The following is a 21170-nucleotide window of genomic DNA, read 5'->3' on the forward strand; positions in this document are numbered from 1 at the left end:
TTATCCAAGCTTGCGAATATCGACGAAATGCCCTTCGATAGCCGCAGCGGCAGCCATCGCGGGGCTCACGAGGTGGGTACGGCCACCGGCGCCCTGACGACCTTCGAAATTACGATTCGACGTGGATGCGCAACGCTCGCCCGGATCCAGCCGGTCAGCGTTCATCGCGAGACACATCGAGCAACCGGGCTCACGCCATTCGAAACCGGCATCGGTAAAGACCTTGTCGAGGCCTTCGCGTTCCGCTTGCGCCTTCACCAGACCCGAACCCGGCACGACCATGGCCAGACGGATGTTCGGCGCAACGCGGCGGCCGAGCTTCTTTACGACGTAGGCCGCGGCGCGAATGTCTTCAATGCGCGCGTTGGTGCACGACCCGATGAAGATTTTATCCGGCTTGATGGATTCGATCGGCGCATTCGGTTCGAGCGCCATGTACTTCAGTGCGCGCTCCATGGCGTCGCGCTTGACCGGGTCTTTTTCGCGTTCCGGGTCCGGTACACGGCCGTCCACGGCGGTGACCATTTCCGGCGACGTGCCCCACGTGACTTGCGGCACGATCTCCGCGGCGTTCAGTTCGACCACGCGATCGAATTGCGCACCTTCGTCCGACTTGAACTGTTTCCAGTACTCAACCGCATGGTCCCACTCGACGCCCGTCGGCGAGAACGGACGGCCCTTCAGGTATTCGATCGTGGTGTCGTCGACAGCGACCATGCCGGCGCGCGCGCCCGCTTCGATCGCCATGTTGCAGACCGTCATGCGGCCTTCCATGGACAGCGCGCGAATCGTCGAACCGCCGAATTCGATCGCGTAGCCCGTGCCGCCTGCCGTGCCGATCTTGCCGATGATCGCGAGCACGATGTCTTTGGCGGTACAACCGCGCGGCAACGGGCCCTCGACCTTCACCAGCATGTTCTTGCTCTTCTTCTGCAAGAGCGTTTGCGTAGCCAGCACGTGCTCGACTTCCGAGGTGCCGATGCCGTGCGCCAACGCGCCGAACGCGCCGTGCGTGGACGTGTGCGAGTCGCCGCAGACGATGGTCATGCCCGGCAGCGTAGCGCCCTGCTCCGGCCCGATGATATGCACGATGCCCTGGCGCAGATCGTTCATCTTGAACTGCGTGATGCCGTAGGCGTCGCAGTTCGTGTCGAGCGTATCGACTTGCAGCTTGGAAACCGGATCGGCAATGCCGTGGCTGCGATCCGTGGTGGGCACGTTGTGGTCCGACACCGCCAGGTTTGCGCTGATGCGCCACACCGGGCGCTCAGCCAGTTTCAGGCCTTCGAACGCCTGAGGGCTGGTCACTTCGTGCAGCAGGTGACGGTCGATATAAAGAATCGTCGTACCGTCTTCTTCCGTGTGGACCACATGTGTGTTCCACAATTTGTCGTAGAGAGTCTGTGCCATGGTATGCGGGGTAGTAATGACTGCGGGCTGACTGTGTCAGTCGATTATGCCACGCAGAACCGCGCCATGGGACCATGAATCATGGAAAAAACCGATAAAAAACATGGAGTTGGGTGGTAGTGCCGATACCTGTATGGATGTTACCCGGCATGGGATGGCGTGGCGTGCGCGATGAAGGACCACGCAAGTTCGAAGGGTCGTCGCGGCGTGCCGCTTCACGCGCTAACACGCCCAGCCGCATAGGCTCGGTTCAATGCTTGAGATCGAACCCCATTTGCCGCGCACAGCTTATGCACGCCCCAAACAAAACGCCCCAACGGGTTGGCCGTTGGGGCGTTTTTTAATCCGTGCTGCCTCGCGCGTAATTTACGGCCCCGCGAGCCATGCGAAACGCGGAACCGGCTACCGCTTAGCGTTGCGCAATCGGCTTCGCTTCACGCTGCGTGTCGCCGATGAACAGTTGACGCGGACGGCCAATCTTCTGTTCCGGATCGGCGATCATTTCGTTCCACTGTGCAATCCAGCCGACCGTACGTGCCATCGCGAAGATACACGTGAACATCGAGGTCGGGATGCCCAGCGCGCGCTGCACGATGCCCGAGTAAAAGTCGACGTTCGGGTACAGCTTGCGCGACACGAAGTATTCGTCTTCCAGCGCGATCTTTTCCAGTGCCATGGCCAGCTTGAACAGCGGGTCGTCGTGCAGGCCCAGCTCTTCCAGCACTTCGTGGCAGGTTTCGCGCATCAGCTTCGCACGCGGATCGTAGTTCTTGTAGACGCGGTGACCGAAGCCCATCAGCTTCACGCCCGAGTTCTTGTCCTTCACCTGCTTGATGAACTCAGGAATGTTATCGACCGAGCCGATTTCTTCCAGCATGTTCAGTGCGGCTTCGTTCGCACCGCCGTGTGCCGGGCCCCACAGACAGGCGATACCCGCTGCGATACACGCGAACGGATTCGCGCCCGACGAGCCGGCCAGACGAACCGTCGAGGTCGACGCATTCTGTTCGTGGTCAGCGTGCAGGATCAGGATACGGTCGAGCGCGCGCACCAGCACGTCGTTGACCTTGTACTCTTCGCACGGGTTCGAGAACATCATGTGCATGAAGTTCGCGCTGTACGACAGGTCGTTCTTCGGGTACGCAAACGGCTGGCCGATGCTGTACTTGTACGCCATTGCGACCAGCGTGGGCAGCTTCGCGATCATGCGAATGGCCGACACTTCACGGTGACGCGGGTTGTTGATGTCGAGCGAGTCGTGATAGAACGCCGACAGTGCGCCGACCGCAGCGACGAGAATCGCCATCGGGTGTGCGTCGCGACGGAAGCCACGGAAGAAGAAGTGCATCTGCTCGTGCACCATCGTGTGCTTCGTGACGGTGTTCACGAACTCGTCTTTCTGTTGCGCGTTCGGCAGTTCGCCCTTCAGCAGCAGATAGCAGGTTTCGAGGAAGTCGGCGTTTTGCGCGAGGTTGTCGATCGGGTAGCCGCGGTACAGCAGCTCGCCCTTGTCGCCGTCGATGTAGGTGATCGCGGAGTTGCACGCCGCCGTCGACATGAAGCCCGGGTCGTACGTGAACTTGCCAGTCTGGCCGTACAGTTTGCGGATGTCGATCACGTCCGGGCCGAGAGTGCCCTTGTAAATCGGCATTTCAACGCTCGGCGAATTGTCGCTGAACGATAGCGTGGCTTTAACATCTGACGGGGTCATAGCACATCCTCAATCGAAGTATGGAAACAGGGTTTCGATAATTTGCACGCCTGGGAACAACGGACAAGCGGTGCTCAAGGCGTTAGCGGCGCTCAAGCATTCCGCAACAGCTCCAGCACCCGGATGACATCCGGGTCGGCAAGCTCGCCTTCCGGTTCCTTGCGAGCCAGCAGCAAGTCCATCAGGTCGTTATCGCTCAGCTCAAGCAGGCGCGTGAGAGCGCCCACATCGGCATCGCTGAGGTCATGCTCATATCGGCTGAAAAAACGTTCAAAAATCAGATCGTTTTCCAGCAGGCCCCGCCGCGCACGCCAGCGAAGGCGCGCGCGGCGGAGAGGGTCGGACTGATGCGATGTTTCGGTGTTCATGTCGTTACGCCCCGGCCCGCCCCAAGCGTACCGACCGCTCCCTCGGGGAGCAGCGAACGCCAGGAAGCGAGGGGACTATTCATATCAGACCGCGCGGCGAACCATCAATTCCTTGATCTTGCCAATCGCCTTGGTCGGGTTCAGGCCCTTCGGGCAGACGTCGACGCAATTCATGATCGTATGGCAACGGAACAGACGGTACGGATCTTCCAGATTGTCGAGGCGCTCACCCGTCGCCTGGTCGCGGCTGTCCGCGATGAAACGATAGGCTTGCAACAAGCCTGCCGGGCCGACGAACTTGTCCGGATTCCACCAGAAGCTCGGGCACGAGGTCGAGCAGCTGGCACACAGAATACATTCATACAGGCCGTCGAGCTCGTCGCGTTCTTCCGGCGACTGCAGACGTTCCTTTTCCGGCGGCGGCGTATCGTTGATCAGGTACGGCTTGATCGAGTGATACTGGTTGAAGAACTGCGTGAAGTCGCAAATCAGGTCGCGCACCACCGGCAGGCCCGGCAGCGGACGCAGCACGATCTTTTGCGGCAGATCGTTCATGTTCTGCAAGCACGCCAGACCGTTCTTGCCGTTGATGTTCATTGCGTCCGAACCGCACACGCCTTCGCGGCACGAACGGCGGAACGACAAGGTTTCGTCCATCGCCTTCAGCTTGAGCAGTGCGTCGAGCAGCATGCGTTCGTGCGAGTCGATTTCGATCTCGTACGTTTGCATGCGCGGTGCTGCGTCCTTATCCGGGTCGTAGCGGTAAATTTCAAATGTACGCTTAGCCATTTCTGAATTCCTTTGACTTGTGCCTTAGAAGGTACGCGCTTTCGGCGGCACCGATTCGACGGTCAGCGGTTGCATTTGAACCGGCTTGTAGTCGAGGCGATCGCCTTCGCTGAACCACAGCGTATGACGCAGCCAGTTTTCGTCGTCGCGATGTTCGAAGTCGTTTTGCGCATGCGCACCGCGGCTTTCCTTGCGCGCTTCGGCGGAAACCATCGTGGCGCGTGCCACTTCGATCAGGTTCTCCACTTCCAGCGCTTCAATACGTGCCGTGTTGAACACCTTCGACTTGTCTTTCAGGTAGATGTTGTCGACCCGGTCAGCCACTTCGCGGATCCGCTCGACGCCTTCGGCCAGCAGCTTCGACGTGCGGAACACGCCGGCATGTGCCTGCATGGTGGAACGGATGTCGGCCGCGACGGTTTGCGAGTATTCGCCCGACGTCGATTTGTCCAGCTTGTTCAGACGCGCCAGCGAGAAATCGCCCGCATCCGCCGGCAGCGGCTTGTGCTCCTTGATGTCCTTCACGTGCTTGACGATGTGGTTGCCGGCCGCGCGGCCGAACACCACCAGGTCGAGCAGCGAGTTCGTGCCGAGACGGTTTGCACCGTGCACCGACACGCACGAGCATTCGCCCACTGCGTAGAAACCGTTGACGACTTCCTTATGATCCCGCGACGTGCCGACGACCTGGCCGTTGATGTTCGTCGGGATACCACCCATTTGATAGTGGATGGTCGGCACAACCGGAATCGGCTCTTTAATACAATCGACGTTCGCGAACTTCATCGCGATTTCGCGGATCGACGGCAGACGCTTCATGATCGTCTCGGCGCCGATGTGCGACAGGTCGAGCAGCACGTGATCCTTGTTCGGACCCACGCCGCGGCCTTCCTTGATTTCCTGGTCCATCGAACGCGAAACGAAGTCGCGCGGCGCCAGATCCTTCAGCGTCGGTGCGTAGCGTTCCATGAAACGCTCGCCATTCGAGTTACGCAGAATACCGCCTTCACCACGCACGCCTTCGGTAATCAGCACGCCCGCGCCGGCCACGCCGGTGGGGTGGAATTGCCAGAATTCCATGTCTTGCAGCGCGATGCCCGAACGCGCCGCCATGCCCAGACCGTCACCGGTGTTGATGAACGCGTTGGTCGAAGCCGCGAAGATCCGGCCCGCGCCACCCGTAGCGAACAGCGTGGTCTTGCCTTCGAGGATGTAGACGTCGCCGGTTTCCATTTCCAGCGCGGTCACGCCGAGCACGTCGCCGTCGGCGTCGCGGATCAGATCCAGCGCCATCCACTCGACGAAGAATTGCGTCTTGGCCGCCACGTTTTGCTGGTACAGCGTATGCAGCAGCGCGTGACCGGTACGGTCAGCGGCCGCGCAAGCGCGTTGCACCGGCTTTTCGCCGTAGTTGGCGGTGTGGCCGCCGAACGGGCGCTGGTAAATCGTGCCGTCAGCGTTGCGGTCGAACGGCATGCCGAAGTGTTCGAGCTCGTACACGGCGTTCGGTGCTTCACGGCACATGAACTCGATCGCGTCCTGGTCGCCGAGCCAGTCGGAACCCTTGATCGTGTCGTAGAAGTGATAGTGCCAATTGTCTTCGCTCATGTTGCCGAGCGATGCGCCGATGCCGCCTTGAGCCGCCACCGTGTGCGAACGCGTCGGGAACACCTTGGACAGCACGCAGACCGACAGACCGGCGCGCGCGAGTTGCAGCGAAGCGCGCATCCCCGAGCCGCCTGCGCCGACGATAACCACGTCAAACTTGCGACGCGGCAGAGAATTCTTGATTGCAGCCATTCTTTTACACTCTCCAGAGAATCTGCGCAGCGTAGCCCGCACATGCGAGCAGCCAGACGATCGTCAGCGCCTGAAGCAACAGACGCATGCCAACGGGCTTCACATAGTCCATCCAGATATCGCGGATACCAACCCACGCGTGATAGAACAGCGACAGCAGCGTGACAAACGTGGCGAGCTTCATCCATTGCGTTGCAAAGATCGATGCCCAGCCGTCGTACGAGAAATCGCGCGCGCCGAAGAACCAGGCGAGCAGGATGACCGTGTAGATCGCCATGATGCAGGCGGTAATGCGCTGGGCGAGCCAGTCGCGCAGACCGTAATGTGCGCCGACGACAAGACGCTTCGGACCGATTCGGTTATTAGCTGCCATTTTTTTAGAATGCTCCGAAGAGTTTGAGCGCGAATGCAATCGTCAGAAGCGACGAAACGACCAGCACCACGATGGAGGTTTGCTTGCCCTTCTCTTTAGTCGTGAGACCGTGGCTCGTGTCCATGAACAGGTGACGGACACCGGCGCAGAAGTGAAACAGGAAAGCCCACGCGAGGACCAGCGTGATGAGCTTGACGACGATGTTGGAGAGGAAACCCTTGAAGACTTCGAAACTAAGTTCGGAAGTCAGGCTCTGATCGAAGAGGTACAGCAGGAACGGAAGAAAAACAAAAAGCAGACCACCGCTCACGCGGTGCAAGATCGACACTCGCCCCGCTAGCGGGAGACGGTATGCCGTCAAAATCTGCCCGATACCGATGTTCCGGAATTCCGGCCTCGGTTTTTTTACGGCTTCAGCCATGCTAGACCCCTACTATGTAGTCACACTAATCCGCAATTTTAGCGCCTTTTTATATCGCGCTGCAGCGAAAACCACCACAGGTCCGTTACAGCGCGCGCGATAAAGGCTTCGTCAAACAGGCGCGCGCGTGGGGCGCGGCGCCCTTTTTCATCCTGCTTCAGCTCAGATCGTTCTGATAGTAATACCCGGTTGTGACATACCAACCACGGCGCACCTCGACCGGCCGGTCTCCGTATGTGTAGGACACCCGCTCGACCGAGAGCAGCGGAAAACCCGCCGGCACATGCAGCAGATCGGCCACCGAAGGCTCGGCCGCAACCGCGCGGATTTTCTCCGTGGCGCGGATCATGCGCGTACCGAACTCCGTCTCGAACATTGCGTAGAGGGGACCTTTATACTCCGACAGCCGCTCGAGCGTGAGCCCGCGGAACACCGCGCCGGGCAACCAGATTTCGTCGAGCACGGTGACTTCGCCGTCGAACTGCAGCAAGCGCTTGATCAACACCACCGGATCGGCGGGCTTGAGATCGAGTTGCCGGGCAATATCCGCCGATGCGCGCAAGCGCCGGCACTCAAGCAGGCGGCTGACGTGCGGGTGTTCCGCGCCGTCATCGGCCAGTAATCTGAGGAAGCGAAACTGGGCACGGTCTTCATTGTGCGTTGCAACAAAAGTACCCTTGCCCTGACGGCGCACCAGCAGGTTGTCGGCGGCAAGCTCGTCAATCGCTTTGCGTACGGTTCCCTGACTGACCTTGTATCTGGCCGCCAATTCGACTTCACTAGGAATGATCTCGCCAGGCTTCCACTCGCCGCTTTCGAGACTCTGCGTAATCAAACCCTTGATCTGCTGATACAAGGGGCTGAAGGTGGGCGATGTAGCGGTCGAGGCGGCGGATACACCCTCGCCCGCGGCCCCATGGCCGCTCGGATTCGTGGTGTTCGCCGGGTTCGAATTCATCCGCGCATTTCATCATAAAGGGCTGGGCCGCGTCTAGGGTTTTCCCCGCAATAGATATGTCTTATATAAGACATAAGATAATGTTGACTTTGTGTCTGGCGACTCCTACACTCCTTGTCGAGCAAGGGTTTGCGGGTTTTTTGGCGGCTGTTTTGCACTGTGCAATGCAGCGCCGTAGCGCACCGGCAGCCACTCTGCACCATGCTGTTCCCACGCAGTCCAGGTTTCGATTCGCCGCCATTCGCTTGGTCAGACGCTTGCCGAAACGCGCTGTTTGCAGGAGCCCGCACTGTGCAGCGGCTACCGGCACCAGGCTGCCTCGCTTCCCCGCTAGTAGTACAGATTTCCGGCATGGCGGTCTTGCCGCAGCGCGCCGCACAGCCTCGCAAAATTACGAGGCCGTACGCGAACAGTGAATTCCGCCGTGTTTCACAACGCTTCGCTGAACGCGCATATAGAATGGCGTTTTCCCTAGCGTCTAACGCATCGTCCTGGAGATTTCTCAATGGCTAAGCCCGCAAAGCGCGTTGCCGTCACCGGCGCCGCAGGTCAAATCGCTTACTCCCTGCTATTCCGCATCGCCAATGGCGATCTGCTCGGTAAGGATCAGCCGGTTATCCTGCAACTGCTCGACCTGCCGCAAGCGCAAGGCGCCGTCAAAGGCGTCGTGATGGAACTGGATGATTGCGCATTCCCGCTGCTGTCGGGCGTCGTGATCACTGACGACCCGAAGGTTGCGTTCAAGGATGCAGACGTTGCCCTGCTCGTCGGCGCACGTCCGCGTTCGAAAGGCATGGAGCGTAAAGACCTGCTGTCGGCCAACGCCGAAATCTTCACGGTTCAGGGCAAGGCGCTGAACGAAGTCGCCAGCCGCGACGTGAAGGTGCTGGTGGTCGGCAACCCGGCCAACACGAATGCTTACATCGCGATGAAGTCGGCACCGGATCTGCCGAAGAAGAACTTCACCGCCATGCTGCGTCTGGACCACAACCGCGCGTTGTCGCAACTGGCCGCCAAGTCGGGCAAGCCGGTCGCTTCGATCGAAAAGCTGGCTGTGTGGGGCAACCACTCGCCGACCATGTACCCGGATTTCCGCTTCGCAACCGCAGAAGGTCAGGACCTGACCAAGCTGATCAACGACGACGCATGGAATCGCAACGAATTCATCCCGACGGTCGGCAAGCGCGGCGCGGCGATCATCGAAGCGCGCGGCCTGTCGTCGGCGGCATCGGCGGCTAACGCTGCAATCGACCACGTGCGTGACTGGGTGCTCGGCACGAACGGCAAGTGGGTCACCATGGGTATCCCGTCGGACGGTTCGTACGGCATTCCGGAAGACATCATCTACGGTGTGCCGGTTACCTGCGAAAACGGCGAGTACAAGCGCGTCGAAGGTCTGGAAATCGACGCGTTCTCGCGCGAGAAGATGGACGGCACGCTGAACGAGCTGCTCGAAGAGCGCGAAGGCGTTCAACACCTGCTCGGCTAAGCGCCTGATGCAGATGAACCGGAACTCCGTAGCTTCGTTGCGGCGGGTTCCGGTTTTTTACGTGCGAATGCAGGTACGCCCCACGAAATTGCGGTTCACTTCGCAATTTGTCGTGCCAGTATTCGCCTCTGATTCGAACGCGCTTTGCGGCATGGCCGGCTGATCGCCGGGCAGAACGCGTCCGAATCCGATTTACTCACCCGACCACCCAGAATCCTGACGCCGAAGATGCGCGCCCTCACACCCGCCGAAGTGCTGTTTGACGGCGAAGTGCCGCCCGCTGTGCTGCCTGCCTGCGATCACTACGCCGGCAGCGAGAAGCTGATGCTGAAATCGCTGGCATTGCAGCAGCAACTCGGCCCGGTGTTCGACATCACGCTCGATTGTGAAGACGGCGCGCAAGTAGGCCGGGAAGCCGAGCACGCGGAGCTGGTCGCGTCGCTGCTGGGCAGCGAACATGACCGCTTTGGCCGCGTCGGCGTGCGGATTCACGACTTCGATCACGCGCACTGGCGCGACGACGTCCGCCTCATTCTGCGCGCAGCGAAACGCGCGCCTGCTTACATCACCCTCCCGAAGATCCGCAACGTTCCCGATGCAGCCGAAATGGTCGCGTTCATCGAGGCGACGCGGCGCGAACTCGGCATTGCCCAGCCGGTGCCGGTGCAATTGCTGGTCGAAACACATGGCGCGTTGACGCGCGTGTTCGATCTGGCCGCGCTGCCCGGCGTCGAGGCGCTGAGCTTCGGCCTGATGGACTTCGTCTCCGCGCACGATGGCGCGATTCCCGACACCGCCATGCGCTCGCCCGGTCAGTTCGATCACCCGCTGGTGCGGCGCGCGAAGCTCGAGATTTCGGCGGCCTGTCACGCGTACGGCAAGGTGCCGTCGCACAACGTCAGCACCGAAGTGCGCGACATGAGCGTGGTCGCGAACGACGCCGCCCGCGCCCGCAACGAGTTCGGCTACACGCGCATGTGGAGCATCCACCCGGCGCAGATCGAGGCGATCGTGGCCGCATTTGCACCGCGCGACGAAGAAATCGCCACCGCTACCGAGATTCTGCTGGCCGCGCAATCCGCACAATGGGGACCGACGCGCCATCACGACACGCTGCACGACCGGGCCAGCTATCGCTATTACTGGTCGGTGCTGCGCCGCGCGCAATCCACTGGCCGCGCCGTCCCGCAAGACGCCGCGCCGCTCTTCACGAAAGTGGGCGCTAACGGGCAAGCCGCATCATGAGCAGGCATAAAGGAGATTGCGGGAAATGAGCGAGACGACGCAAAGTACCGGCGCACCGGGCGAGAACGAATCGAAAGGCGCCTTCAAACCGAAGAAGTCGGTCGCCCTGTCCGGCGTAACGGCGGGCAACACCGCGCTGTGCACGGTCGGCAAGACCGGCAACGACCTGCACTACCGTGGCTACGACATTCTCGACATCGCCGGCGCGTGCGAATTCGAAGAGATCGCCTATCTGCTGGTTCACGAAAAGCTGCCGACCCAGGCCGAACTGACTGCCTACAAGACGAAGCTCAAGGCGCTGCGCGGCCTGCCCGCGAACGTCAAGGCCGCGCTCGAATGGATTCCGGCCGCCGCGCACCCGATGGACGTGATGCGCACCGGCGTCTCGGTGCTCGGCACCGTGCTGCCCGAGAAGGACGATCACAACCTGCCGGGCGCGCGCGACATCGCCGACAAGCTGATGGCCTCGCTCGGTTCGATGCTGCTGTACTGGTACCACTACTCGCACAACGGCAAGCGCATCGAAGTGGAAACCGACGACGATTCGATCGGCGGCCACTTCCTGCACCTGCTGCATGGCGAGGAGCCGTCGAAGGAATGGGTCGACGCGATGCACGTGTCGCTGAACCTGTATGCCGAGCATGAATTCAACGCGTCGACCTTCACCGGCCGCGTGATCGCGGGCACGGGCTCGGATATCTACTCGGCGATCACCGGCGCGATCGGCGCGCTGCGCGGCCCGAAGCACGGCGGCGCGAACGAAGTCGCGTTCGAAATCCAGTCGCGCTATCAGACGCCGGATGAGGCTGAAGCCGACATCCGCAAGCGAGTGGAAAACAAGGAAGTGGTGATCGGTTTCGGTCACCCGGTGTACACGATTTCCGATCCGCGCAACAAGGTCATCAAGGAAGTCGCGAAGAAGCTGTCGAAGGAAGCAGGCAACCTGAAGCTGTTCAACATCGCCGAGCGGCTCGAGGCGGTGATGTGGGAAGCGAAGAAGATGTTCCCGAATCTGGACTGGTTCAGCGCGGTGTCGTATCACATGATGGGCGTGCCGACGGCGATGTTCACGCCGCTGTTCGTGATCGCCCGCACGGCGGGCTGGAGCGCGCACATCATCGAGCAACGGATCGACAACAAGATCATCCGGCCGAGCGCGAATTACACCGGTCCCGAGAATTTGAAGTACGTGCCGCTAAATAGGAGAAAATAGCGGGCGCTGTGCGCTTTCAAAGCGCGTGCAGTTCAACCTCGCGGTTCTCCAGATGGCCAACCGCGCACTGTTTAACTGAAACTAGATAGAAAGGTTTTCTCCATGAAAAAACTGATGATCGCCGCAGTGATTGGCGCCCTGTCCACCACGATGCTGACCGTCGCCACCGACGCTGTCGCGCAAACGGCGACCACCACCACGAAGCCGGCTGCCAAGGCTGTGGCTAAGCGCCCGCAACCGAAGCGCCTGATCAAGCGCAAAGCCAATCCGGCCAAGGAAGCGAAGGTCGATCCGGTGCCGGACGGCTCGGTCAAGTGGTCGTGCAACGAAGGTCTGGCCTTCGACCTGAAGGGCGACATGAAGCGTGACCAGATCGTCACGGTTCACTGGGCGAACAAAAACTACAATCTGCCGCGCGAATCGACCACCACGGGCGCAGACCGTTTCCACGACGCCGCATCGGGTATGGATCTGGTCGTGATCCCGACGAAGGCAATGTTGTTCTCGGACAAGGACAGCTCGCGTCTGGCCGACGAGTGCAAGACGGCAGAGATGATCCAGGGCGCGCCGGCTCCGACGCAATCCAACGCGATCAACAAAACCAACTAATCCGTTACATCAGGAAAGCACCCCGATGTCCGCTCCGATTTCCAACGTACGACCCGCCCCGGACTCCGTCCTGGTCGATATTGTCGATTACGTGCTGGATTTCCCGATCGACAGCACGCTCGCGCTGGACACCGCGCGTAACTGCCTGATCGATACGCTCGGTTGCGGACTCGAGGCGCTCACCTACCCGGCCTGCACCAAGCTGATGGGACCGATCGTGCCGGGCACGATCGTCCCCAACGGCGCGAAGGTGCCCGGCACGTCGTTCCAGTTGGATCCTGTCCAAGCCGCCTTCAACATCGGCGCGATGATCCGCTGGCTCGACTTCAACGACACATGGCTCGCCGCCGAGTGGGGCCATCCGTCGGATAATCTCGGCGGGATTCTGGCGACGGCCGACTGGCTCTCGCGCAGTGCCATCGCAGCGGGCAAGCAGCCGCTGACGATGAAAGACGTGTTGATCGGCATGATCAAGGCGCACGAAATTCAAGGCTGTATCGCGCTCGAAAATTCGTTCAACAAAGTCGGGCTCGATCATGTATTGCTGGTGAAACTGGCTTCGACCGCGGTGGTCGGCCAGATGATCGGTTTGAAGCGCGACGAGTTGATCAACGCGGTGTCGCAGGCGTTTGTCGATGGGCACGCGCTGCGCACCTACCGCCATGCGCCCAATACCGGCTCGCGCAAGTCGTGGGCCGCGGGCGATGCAACCTCGCGCGCCGTGCGGCTCGCATTGATCGCGAAGACCGGCGAGATGGGCTACCCGTCGGTGCTGACCGCGAAAACGTGGGGCTTCTACGATGTGCTGTTCAAGGGTAACGCGTTCAAATTCCAGCGCCCTTACGGCTCGTATGTGATGGAAAACGTGCTGTTCAAGATTTCGTTCCCGGCTGAATTCCACGCGCAGACGGCGGTGGAGGCGGCGATGACGTTGCACGCGCAATTGCAGAGCGCGGGCAAGCGAGTGGAGGACATCAAGAAGATCACGATCCGCACGCACGAAGCCGCAATCCGCATCATCGACAAAAAAGGCCCCCTGAACAATCCGGCCGACCGCGATCATTGCATTCAGTACATGATCGCCGTGCCGTTGATCCATGGCCGCCTGACGGCCGCGGATTATGAAGATTCGATCGCGCAGGACACGCGCATCGATGTGCTGCGCGCGAAGATGGAATGTGTCGAAGATGCGCAGTTCACGAAGGATTACCACGATCCGGAGAAGCGTTCGATCGCCAATGCACTGACGATCGAATTCAACGACGGGTCGACGTTCGACGAAGTTGTAGTCGAATACCCGATCGGTCATAAGCGTCGTCGCGAAGACGGAATTCCGTTGCTGGTCGAGAAGTTCAAGACCAACCTCGCGCGCCGCTTTCCGGTCAAGCAACAACTGGCGATTCTCGATGTGTCGCTGGATCAGGCACGGCTCGAAGCCATGCCGGTCAATGAATACGTCGATCTGTACGTCATCTAGTCAAGTTAAGTACTGTAGTTCCGCGATCAAACCAAGGAAAACACCATGGCCCACAACCTCCACAAAACGCTCAAGGAATTCGACAGCGGTTCCGGCAAAGGCAAGTTCTACTCCCTGCCGCAACTCGGCAAGGCACTGAACATCAAGATCGACCGCCTGCCGGTTTCGATCCGTATCGTGCTGGAATCGGTGCTGCGTAACTACGACGGCAAGAAGATCGCCGAAGAACACATCGAGCAACTCGCGAACTGGAAGCCGACGGCAGCACGCGTCGACGAAATCCCGTTTGTCGTGTCGCGCGTCGTGCTGCAAGACTTTACCGGTGTGCCGCTGCTCGCCGACATCGCAGCAATGCGTGGCGTCGCGAAGCACATGGGCAAGGATCCGAAGTCGATCGAACCGCTGGTCCCGGTCGATCTGGTCGTCGATCACTCGGTGCAGATCGATCACTTCCGCGAAAAGAACGCGCTCGACCTGAACATGAAACTGGAATTCCAGCGCAACAACGAGCGCTACCAGTTCATGAAGTGGGGCATGCAGGCGTTCGACACGTTCAAGGTCGTGCCGCCGGGCGTCGGTATCGTTCACCAGGTGAACCTCGAATACCTAGCACGCGGCGTGCACAAGAAGGCCGAAGGCGCGGACACCGTGTACTACCCGGATTCGCTGGTCGGCACCGACAGCCACACGACCATGATCAACGGTATCGGCGTGGTGGGCTGGGGCGTGGGCGGTATCGAAGCTGAAGCCGGCATGCTCGGCCAGCCGGTGTACTTCCTGACGCCGGACGTGGTCGGCGTCGAGCTGAAGGGCAAGCTGCGCGAAGGCCTGACGGCAACCGACCTGGTCCTGACCGTCACCGAACTGCTGCGTAAGGAAAAGGTTGTCGGCAAGTTCGTCGAGTTCTTCGGCGAAGGCACGAAGTCGCTGTCGCTGCCGGACCGTGCGACGATCGGCAACATGGCGCCGGAATACGGCGCAACCATGGGCTTCTTCCCGGTCGACGAAAAAACCATCGACTACTTCAAGGGCACGGGCCGCACCGACGCGGAAATCTCCGCCTTCGAAAACTACTTCAAGGCGCAAGGGCTGTTCGGTATCCCGAAGGCTGGACAGATCGACTACACCAAGGTCGTCACGCTGGATCTCGGCACGGTCACGCCGTCGCTGGCGGGTCCGAAGCGCCCGCAAGACCGCATCGAAATCGGTCACGTGAAGTCGACCTTCAGCGACCTGTTCTCGAAGCCCGTGGCGGAAAACGGCTTTGCGAAGAAGTCGGAAGACCTCGACGCGCAATACACGACGAGCAACGGCGTCGACGTGAAGAACGGCGACATCCTGATCGCTGCGATCACGTCGTGCACGAACACGTCGAACCCGAGCGTGCTGCTGGCTGCTGGTTTGCTGGCAAAGAAGGCTGTGGAAGCCGGCCTGACGGTCGCTCCGCACATCAAGACGTCACTGGCACCGGGATCGCGCATCGTCACGGAATACCTGACGAAGACCGACTTGATGAAGTACCTCGACAAGCTCGGCTTCACGCTCGCCGCTTACGGTTGCACGACCTGTATCGGTAACGCGGGCGATCTGACGCCGGAACTGAACGAAGCGATCACGAAGAACGACATCGTCGCGGCTGCGGTGCTGTCGGGCAACCGTAACTTCGAAGCGCGTATTCACCCGAACATCCGCGCGAACTTCCTGGCCTCGCCGCCGCTGGTGGTGGCTTACGCGATCGCCGGCAACATCACGCGCGACCTGATGACCGAACCGGTCGGCAAGGGCAAGGGCGGCCGCGACATCTACCTGGGCGACATCTGGCCGACCAGCGAAGAAGTCGATGCGCTGCTCAAGTTTGCGCTGGACGCCGATGCGTTCCGCAAGAACTACTCGTCGCTGACCAAGAAGGGCGACCTGTGGAGCAAGATCGAAGGCGAAGAAGGTCAAGTCTACGACTGGCCGAAGTCGACCTACATCGCTGAGCCGCCGTTCTTCGGCAAGGACTTCTCGATGACGCCGGCCGACAGCATCGCTGCGGTCAAGAACGCACGCGCACTGGGCATCTTCGGTGACTCGGTCACGACCGACCACATCAGCCCGGCTGGCTCGATCAAGGAAGACTCGCCGGCAGGCAAGTGGCTGAAGGAAAACGGCGTGCAGAAAGCCGATTTCAACAGCTACGGCTCGCGTCGCGGCAACCACGACGTGATGATGCGCGGCACGTTCGCCAACGTCCGGATCAAGAACCTGATGATCCCGGCGAAGGCAGACGGTTCGCGCGTCGAAGGCGGCCTGACCATTCACCAGCCGAGCGGCGAACAACTGTCGATCTATGACGCAGCGATGAAGTACATCGACGCCGGCACGCCGACCATCGTGTTCGCGGGCGAAGAGTACGGCACGGGCTCGTCGCGCGACTGGGCAGCGAAGGGCACGCAACTGCTGGGCGTGAAGGCTGTGGTCGCACGCAGCTTCGAGCGCATCCACCGCTCGAACCTGGTCGGCATGGGCGTCCTGCCGCTGCAGTTCAAGGGCTCGGATAGCGTGCAATCGCTCGGCATCACCGGCGAAGAAACGTACGACATCGAAGGCCTGGGCGCTGACTTCAAGCCGCAACAGGAAGTGACGCTGGTGATTCGTGGCAAGGACGGCAAGGAAAAGCGTGTGCCGGTGCTGCTGCGTATCGACACGCCGATCGAAGTCGATTACTACAAGCACGGCGGGATTCTGCCGTTCGTGCTGCGTTCGTTGCTGGCTGCTTAAGGTACTAGCTGACGCAAGTAGTAACTGCGAGTTGTTTTGCAGGGGCTGCGTCCTGTGGAGGGCGCAGCCGACTTTAGAAGCCCGACCTCTGGTCGGGCTTTTTTTATGGGCTTTTACTGCTTACTACGATCGTCGTGCTGAAAGGCATCTGGGTTGTCGGTGACGCGGCGTTGGGTCATGTGGGCCTTCCAGTTGGTGTCGGCTGGCACCGACGACTCACGCGTGGTGATTTGAACGCGCGGTTGCTGATTGGCCCATTTGAGCCACTGTGCCCGTTCGGTCTCGTCAGCATCTCGTAACGCCGGCGCAGTCCATTCCGGTTGCCTCGACACGGAAGGCCGCGTCGACGAACGGATAACGCGTGCCGAAGCTTGCCGCTCGGCCAACTGGGCTTGGGTGAAGCGCGCCGTCTTTACCTTTTTCGCCGCTTTCGCGGACTGCACGACCTGAGGCAATACGGCGTTGCCGACAGGCGCCACTCGCAACGTATCTGTGTTCGCCGCTGTCGCGACAACGGCGTCCTGCGAGGCAGTATGGACATCTGCGACGACCGACGCGACAGGTTGTTGCGACGGCGCCGTGGCCGGTGTGCTGACTGCCGGTTGAGTTGCCGGCAACACACTCGCGATCTGCGCTTTCTGCGCCTCCTGCATCGAACAAGTCGTGACCAGCCACGCAAGCGCAATACTGCATCCCGCGAAGATCAACGCGCTGTACACGTGATCCGAACGTGATGACCTCGGGCGGAACGTATCCATTTCCTGATAGCGCTTAGCTTCAGCCAGCGCTTCGTCGAAACGTCCAGAGTCCACGCGCGGCGGCGGCGCCTTGTACACCAATATCTTGGCGCCGGGCGGAAAGCGTCTGCCCATTTTCGGCGGCACAGCTTGTGTCGACTTCACGGCTTGCGAAGACGGACCTGAATGTTGCTCCGGCTTTGGCACCACTCGCAAACGACCGCCGCCAAACGGCGGCGGCAGCTTGTCGAACGGAAGGGGTAGCGGAACGGCGAGATCGCCTTCGATCAAAGCTAACGGTCGATTCATCGCAAGGTGCTCCAATGCGAATCGGCCGCTTCGTCAAATTGATTCATCAATGCTTCGGCGCGTAGCGCTAGCTGTTCGATCGCGGCCGGTTCAGCTAGCGCACCGGCAACATACGCGCTTCGCAACGCGGCCATCAGGCTGTGCGCCCCGACCAGACCTACAGCGCCGCTCAATCTGTGCAGCGCGGCATGCACACCATCCGCATCGGTCTGCTTGAGCATGGTGCGCACGCGTTGTACATCGTCTTTCATCGAGGCGCGCCAACCCCTTAGAAACGTCGGCAGATCGATGCCTTCTTCTGCAAGAGCGTGGAGATAGTGAGCATCGAATGGCTCAACGGAGGGATCCATCAGATCTTCCTCGCGCGCAACATCGGCGGGCTGTTGCGGTTGAGCGCCCGGTAACGACGGCTCCGCTGCGATATGCCGATGTTCGATTGTGAACGGCGCGCTGAACGTGACGTAGACCTCGCGGTCCGCCTTGTTTGTGAATCTCAATTCGCCGCGCATGCGCTGTGCCAGCAGTCCGCATCGAGCGAGGTCAGGATCGGTTTCCTTATCCGTCTCGGACCGAACTGCCGGCACTGAGGATAATGAATCAACCCGTGCCTCGGCAATCCGATACGCGTTTGCGTCAATACCTCCAACGCTAATGAAAATTCGTTGTGCGCCGCTGTTCAGCGAGTCTGCGCGCACGGCAACCACAATCCGTGCGTGCTCTGTCCACCGCGCGACCCAACTCAACAGATGGAACACGATCTGGCCCAGACGCGCGCCATCAGCCAAGATACGCGGGGCAACGGAATCGTCGACGCTGATGCTTGGATGACACCCGTTTGGTGTGACTGTTTGAGAGAATTGCGCAACCGCATGGTGGATGACCGCGCGGGGATCACTCACGCTCTCGTCAAGGATCAACGTCCGGGAAGCCGCACATGTGGAATCAAAGTTGCTCGCAGGTTGTTCCCGCGCTTCCGCCGTACTGAATAGATTCTCCGACTTGCTCCCGGCAGCGAGCAATGGCCATTGCCTCTTTGTGCGCGATTGCGCCGTGCGCGAGCGAAACAGATCCACCAGCGCGACGCTCTCGATCATCATCGCGAGCACCAGTATCAACCAGATGTGCGATATCGACGTGAACACGCTCGGCAATCGGAATATGCCTGTTTCGATGGGCGCGACACTAACCGGCATTGCGCTGACGCGCGTCGATACGGCCCACAACAGCGTGAACGCCAGCAGACCACCTGCAAAGGTAGCGTAGCGAATCGAATTCAGGCGGCGGGCGCGCGAAATCTGCCGCGTACGGCCGTGCTCGCTCCATGGGGAACCGGACTGGTTCATGGTGTTCATACTCACGACAACTCAGTCGATCAGCTTGTTTAGCGACGCGAATTCGATCAAACCGGCAAGCGACGAGACACCTAGCTTTTCCTGCAAACGGCTTTTATATGTGCTGACGGTTTTGTCGCTGATGAACAGTGCGTCACCGATGGCTTTGTTGGACATCCCCTTGGCGAGCATTTGAAGAATAGCGAGCTCCTTGTCGGATAGGCGCGCGAGCCTGTCTTCGTCATTGGCCACACCCTTATCAGCGCTTTCGGACATCACAGGGAATACCGTGTAACCCGCGAGCACGGCCTCTACACCACGCATGATGGCGCGCATTTCCTGCGACTTGCAGACGTAACCTTGCGCACCCACGCGCAACGCACGCGGTGCGAAAGTCGCCTGATCGTGACCGGACAGAACTAGTATGCGAATCTGCGGGGAGGTCAGTTTCAGACGGGAGATAACGTCCAGCCCGTTGATGCGGGGAATGTCCAGATCGAGAATGGCCAGATCAGGCGTATGAAGTCTGGCCATTTCGACCGCAGTCTGGCCGTTTTCGGCCTCGATCACATCGGTGACGCCGAGCAACTGCGTAAGATGTGTTTTGATCACCAGCCGGAAGGCCGGATGATCGTCGACGATAAGAATTGTAGTCATTCGAATTTACTCCACAACAACCGTGTTCAGTGCCGCGCCGCGCACCAACTCAATCTCGACACGCCGGTTCGGCGCCATGCATTGCACCAGTTCGTCGCGATTCTTTTGCTCGCATTGCACAACCGGATTTGCCTTACCGCGTCCTTGTGCCAACATCGGTAACGACACGCCGTGCTTGCGCAGATAATCCTGAACGGTCTGAGCACGTTGAAGCGAAAGCTTCTGGTTATAGGCATCGCTGCCAAGCCGATCCGTGTAGCCGCTGATATTCAGCTTCTCGATATTGCTAGTCCGCTGCAAGCCGGTCACCAGTGTGTCGAGTTGCGTCTTCCCGCCGGGCAGCATGCCCGCTTCGTCGCCGCGATCAAAACGGAACATAGAATCCGCTCGCAGCGTGATTTTTTGCGGCACTGCCGGCGCGGCAGGTTTCCGTTGTGCGCATTGAAGCGCTGTTTGGGCCGATTTCTGCAGTGTGCTCTGAACGCCCGGCAGGACCTTCTCAGCGGCCTGGAAGTTGCGCGTCCATGCATAGTGGCCGGCGCGAATCAGTTCGACTTCGGCGCAAGCGAGCGGTTGTTGTGCTTCAGGACAATTGGCGATAGCCGGGTCGGCCTTGATCACGTTGACAATGTTCCACAAATCCGGCCGCACCGTCGATACGGTACGCAGCTCCGGGTTAGCTGCGGAAAGCGCTGTACCCCGTTCGAGACCGATGGTGATTGTGGCGGCCTGGCCAATTGCCTCTTCGACGAATCCCCACTGATCGTGCTCACGCAACGCCTGCTGTCCGGCATCGACCCAGCATTGGGCCTTTGCCTGGAAATAGCCTTTCTTGTCGGTGGCTAGTTTGTCGAGCCGGCTCTGTAGACCTTCCAACACAGCACCTCGATTCTTGATCGGCGCGTAAGTGCCGACCCATTGCGGGGTTGCAGCGCCTGCCGCAAGATCTTGCGTCGCACCGATACCCGTCTTCATGACCGTGGGATCTGCGATGCCCAGTCGGTCACGTTCCGCTTGGCTCGCGCAGCCGGACAGAACCAGCGCACAAGCAAGCATTGTTGTGTGAAATTTCATAGTGCCCTTACGTGTCGCCCACGTTTACTTGAGAAAAGTCGAGCTTAGAGACACGAAGATGCGTATGGAATGAGAAAAGTCCTGGAGTTCTGTCGGACAGGTCGCCGGTCAATGAGAAATCGCACCGCGTTGACGATTTTCTGAGTGCGTGCTTGATACAACGGCTTTTACCCTTTAAGGCGGCTGTGAATGCGATTTTGGACTATGGGAGATGGGATTCGCGCCGAGAAGGGACGCGTTCGACAGAGCGAAGGCTGACGACCGGTTCGGCACGCTCGGCTGCAAATGCGGTGTGCAATCGGCATGCAAAACAAGGTCGATGAAATATGCACAAGCTGTCGTTGACAGCCGCGAAAGGGAGCCGCTTTATATCGCTAAGACGTTCGGAATGCCGGTGTGGGAACCGGCGCACTCATCCACCGCCGACCGGCGGCCT

General features: G+C 60.1%; 19 protein-coding genes. 7 read left to right on the forward strand and 12 right to left on the reverse strand.

Annotated features, from left to right (window positions below; all coding sequences use genetic code 11):
• The 8 genes from leuC to HWX91_RS00815 form a co-directional block, all read right to left on the reverse strand.
• Positions 1–1410: a 3-isopropylmalate dehydratase large subunit gene (gene leuC / locus HWX91_RS00780; protein ID WP_028196114.1), complete on the reverse strand. Its 1410-nt coding sequence runs from the start codon at positions 1408–1410 to the stop codon at positions 1–3.
• Positions 1411–1819: 409 nt separating this feature from the next.
• On the reverse strand, positions 1820–3121 hold the full coding sequence (gene gltA / locus HWX91_RS00785) for a citrate synthase (RefSeq protein WP_028196113.1): 1302 nt from the start codon (positions 3119–3121) through the stop codon (positions 1820–1822).
• A 92-nt stretch (positions 3122–3213) separates the two neighbouring features.
• Entirely contained in the window at positions 3214–3489 is a 276-nt protein-coding gene (locus HWX91_RS00790; protein WP_028196112.1) for an FAD assembly factor SdhE, read from the reverse strand.
• Between the two features lie 84 nt (positions 3490–3573).
• Complete coding sequence (locus HWX91_RS00795) at positions 3574–4278, reverse strand: succinate dehydrogenase iron-sulfur subunit (protein ID WP_028196111.1); 705 nt, start codon at positions 4276–4278, stop codon at positions 3574–3576.
• Positions 4279–4302: 24 nt separating this feature from the next.
• Positions 4303–6078, reverse strand: a complete 1776-nt coding sequence (sdhA, locus tag HWX91_RS00800; RefSeq protein WP_028196110.1) for a succinate dehydrogenase flavoprotein subunit — start codon at positions 6076–6078, stop codon at positions 4303–4305.
• A 4-nt stretch (positions 6079–6082) separates the two neighbouring features.
• Entirely contained in the window at positions 6083–6451 is a 369-nt protein-coding gene (gene sdhD / locus HWX91_RS00805) for a succinate dehydrogenase, hydrophobic membrane anchor protein (protein ID WP_028196109.1), read from the reverse strand.
• 4 nt (positions 6452–6455) lie between these two features.
• Positions 6456–6872: a succinate dehydrogenase, cytochrome b556 subunit gene (gene sdhC / locus HWX91_RS00810; protein WP_028196108.1), complete on the reverse strand. Its 417-nt coding sequence runs from the start codon at positions 6870–6872 to the stop codon at positions 6456–6458.
• Positions 6873–7029: 157 nt separating this feature from the next.
• Positions 7030–7830 (reverse strand): GntR family transcriptional regulator, encoded by an 801-nt coding sequence (locus HWX91_RS00815; protein ID WP_028196107.1) that lies wholly within the window; start codon positions 7828–7830, stop codon positions 7030–7032.
• Positions 7831–8335: 505 nt separating this feature from the next.
• Here HWX91_RS00815 and HWX91_RS00820 point away from each other — a divergent pair.
• From HWX91_RS00820 to acnA, 6 genes are all read left to right on the forward strand, one after another.
• Complete coding sequence (locus tag HWX91_RS00820) at positions 8336–9319, forward strand: malate dehydrogenase (RefSeq protein ID WP_028196106.1); 984 nt, start codon at positions 8336–8338, stop codon at positions 9317–9319.
• A 228-nt stretch (positions 9320–9547) separates the two neighbouring features.
• Positions 9548–10564 carry an HpcH/HpaI aldolase/citrate lyase family protein gene (locus HWX91_RS00825; RefSeq protein ID WP_028196105.1) on the forward strand — a complete coding sequence of 339 codons (1017 nt, stop codon included), beginning with the start codon at positions 9548–9550 and terminating at the stop codon, positions 10562–10564.
• Positions 10565–10589: 25 nt separating this feature from the next.
• Positions 10590–11777, forward strand: coding sequence for a bifunctional 2-methylcitrate synthase/citrate synthase (gene prpC, locus HWX91_RS00830; protein ID WP_028196104.1), 1188 nt, complete (start codon positions 10590–10592; stop codon positions 11775–11777).
• Positions 11778–11879: 102 nt separating this feature from the next.
• A complete protein-coding gene (locus HWX91_RS00835) occupies positions 11880–12386 on the forward strand; it encodes a hypothetical protein (RefSeq protein ID WP_028196103.1) in 507 nt (168 codons plus the stop codon).
• Positions 12387–12411: 25 nt separating this feature from the next.
• The gene (locus tag HWX91_RS00840) at positions 12412–13863 is read left to right on the forward strand and encodes a bifunctional 2-methylcitrate dehydratase/aconitate hydratase (protein WP_028196102.1); all 1452 of its coding nucleotides are present in this window, start codon (positions 12412–12414) and stop codon (positions 13861–13863) included.
• A 45-nt stretch (positions 13864–13908) separates the two neighbouring features.
• Positions 13909–16626: an aconitate hydratase AcnA gene (acnA, locus tag HWX91_RS00845; protein ID WP_028196101.1), complete on the forward strand. Its 2718-nt coding sequence runs from the start codon at positions 13909–13911 to the stop codon at positions 16624–16626.
• Between the two features lie 113 nt (positions 16627–16739).
• Here the strand turns inward: acnA and HWX91_RS00850 are convergent, their stop codons facing one another.
• Positions 16740–17672 carry a hypothetical protein gene (locus tag HWX91_RS00850; protein ID WP_028196100.1) on the reverse strand — a complete coding sequence of 311 codons (933 nt, stop codon included), beginning with the start codon at positions 17670–17672 and terminating at the stop codon, positions 16740–16742.
• Positions 17669–18691, reverse strand: a complete 1023-nt coding sequence (locus HWX91_RS00855; protein WP_127837975.1) for a hypothetical protein — start codon at positions 18689–18691, stop codon at positions 17669–17671. Before HWX91_RS00855 ends, HWX91_RS00850 begins: the two co-directional genes overlap by 4 nt.
• 31 nt (positions 18692–18722) lie before the next feature.
• Here HWX91_RS00855 and HWX91_RS00860 point away from each other — a divergent pair, with 31 nt between their 5' ends.
• On the forward strand, positions 18723–18935 hold the full coding sequence (locus tag HWX91_RS00860; RefSeq protein ID WP_127837976.1) for a hypothetical protein: 213 nt from the start codon (positions 18723–18725) through the stop codon (positions 18933–18935).
• Between the two features lie 101 nt (positions 18936–19036).
• Here the strand turns inward: HWX91_RS00860 and HWX91_RS00865 are convergent, their stop codons facing one another.
• Together HWX91_RS00865 and HWX91_RS00870 are read right to left on the reverse strand one after the other, a co-directional pair.
• Positions 19037–19660, reverse strand: a complete 624-nt coding sequence (locus HWX91_RS00865; protein ID WP_028196098.1) for a response regulator transcription factor — start codon at positions 19658–19660, stop codon at positions 19037–19039.
• A 6-nt stretch (positions 19661–19666) separates the two neighbouring features.
• Entirely contained in the window at positions 19667–20734 is a 1068-nt protein-coding gene (locus HWX91_RS00870) for an OmpA family protein (RefSeq protein ID WP_028196097.1), read from the reverse strand.
• Positions 20735–21170 lie beyond the last annotated feature (436 nt).

Source organism: Paraburkholderia fungorum, assembly GCF_902833645.1.
Taxonomy (GTDB): Bacteria; Pseudomonadota; Gammaproteobacteria; order Burkholderiales; family Burkholderiaceae; genus Paraburkholderia; species Paraburkholderia fungorum.

What these genes read in the sequence shown, in the direction of transcription:
- leuC (WP_028196114.1), bottom strand. Translation starts at nt 1,410, where the DNA reads ATGGCACAGACTCTCTACGACAAATTGTGGAACACACATGTGGTCCAC.
- gltA (WP_028196113.1), bottom strand. Translation starts at nt 3,121, where the DNA reads ATGACCCCGTCAGATGTTAAAGCCACGCTATCGTTCAGCGACAATTCG.
- HWX91_RS00790 (WP_028196112.1), bottom strand. Translation starts at nt 3,489, where the DNA reads ATGAACACCGAAACATCGCATCAGTCCGACCCTCTCCGCCGCGCGCGC.
- HWX91_RS00795 (WP_028196111.1), bottom strand. Translation starts at nt 4,278, where the DNA reads ATGGCTAAGCGTACATTTGAAATTTACCGCTACGACCCGGATAAGGAC.
- sdhA (WP_028196110.1), bottom strand. Translation starts at nt 6,078, where the DNA reads ATGGCTGCAATCAAGAATTCTCTGCCGCGTCGCAAGTTTGACGTGGTT.
- sdhD (WP_028196109.1), bottom strand. Translation starts at nt 6,451, where the DNA reads ATGGCAGCTAATAACCGAATCGGTCCGAAGCGTCTTGTCGTCGGCGCA.
- sdhC (WP_028196108.1), bottom strand. Translation starts at nt 6,872, where the DNA reads ATGGCTGAAGCCGTAAAAAAACCGAGGCCGGAATTCCGGAACATCGGT.
- HWX91_RS00815 (WP_028196107.1), bottom strand. Translation starts at nt 7,830, where the DNA reads ATGAATTCGAACCCGGCGAACACCACGAATCCGAGCGGCCATGGGGCC.
- HWX91_RS00820 (WP_028196106.1), top strand. Translation starts at nt 8,336, where the DNA reads ATGGCTAAGCCCGCAAAGCGCGTTGCCGTCACCGGCGCCGCAGGTCAA.
- HWX91_RS00825 (WP_028196105.1), top strand. Translation starts at nt 9,548, where the DNA reads ATGCGCGCCCTCACACCCGCCGAAGTGCTGTTTGACGGCGAAGTGCCG.
- prpC (WP_028196104.1), top strand. Translation starts at nt 10,590, where the DNA reads ATGAGCGAGACGACGCAAAGTACCGGCGCACCGGGCGAGAACGAATCG.
- HWX91_RS00835 (WP_028196103.1), top strand. Translation starts at nt 11,880, where the DNA reads ATGAAAAAACTGATGATCGCCGCAGTGATTGGCGCCCTGTCCACCACG.
- HWX91_RS00840 (WP_028196102.1), top strand. Translation starts at nt 12,412, where the DNA reads ATGTCCGCTCCGATTTCCAACGTACGACCCGCCCCGGACTCCGTCCTG.
- acnA (WP_028196101.1), top strand. Translation starts at nt 13,909, where the DNA reads ATGGCCCACAACCTCCACAAAACGCTCAAGGAATTCGACAGCGGTTCC.
- HWX91_RS00850 (WP_028196100.1), bottom strand. Translation starts at nt 17,672, where the DNA reads ATGAATCGACCGTTAGCTTTGATCGAAGGCGATCTCGCCGTTCCGCTA.
- HWX91_RS00865 (WP_028196098.1), bottom strand. Translation starts at nt 19,660, where the DNA reads ATGACTACAATTCTTATCGTCGACGATCATCCGGCCTTCCGGCTGGTG.
- HWX91_RS00870 (WP_028196097.1), bottom strand. Translation starts at nt 20,734, where the DNA reads ATGAAATTTCACACAACAATGCTTGCTTGTGCGCTGGTTCTGTCCGGC.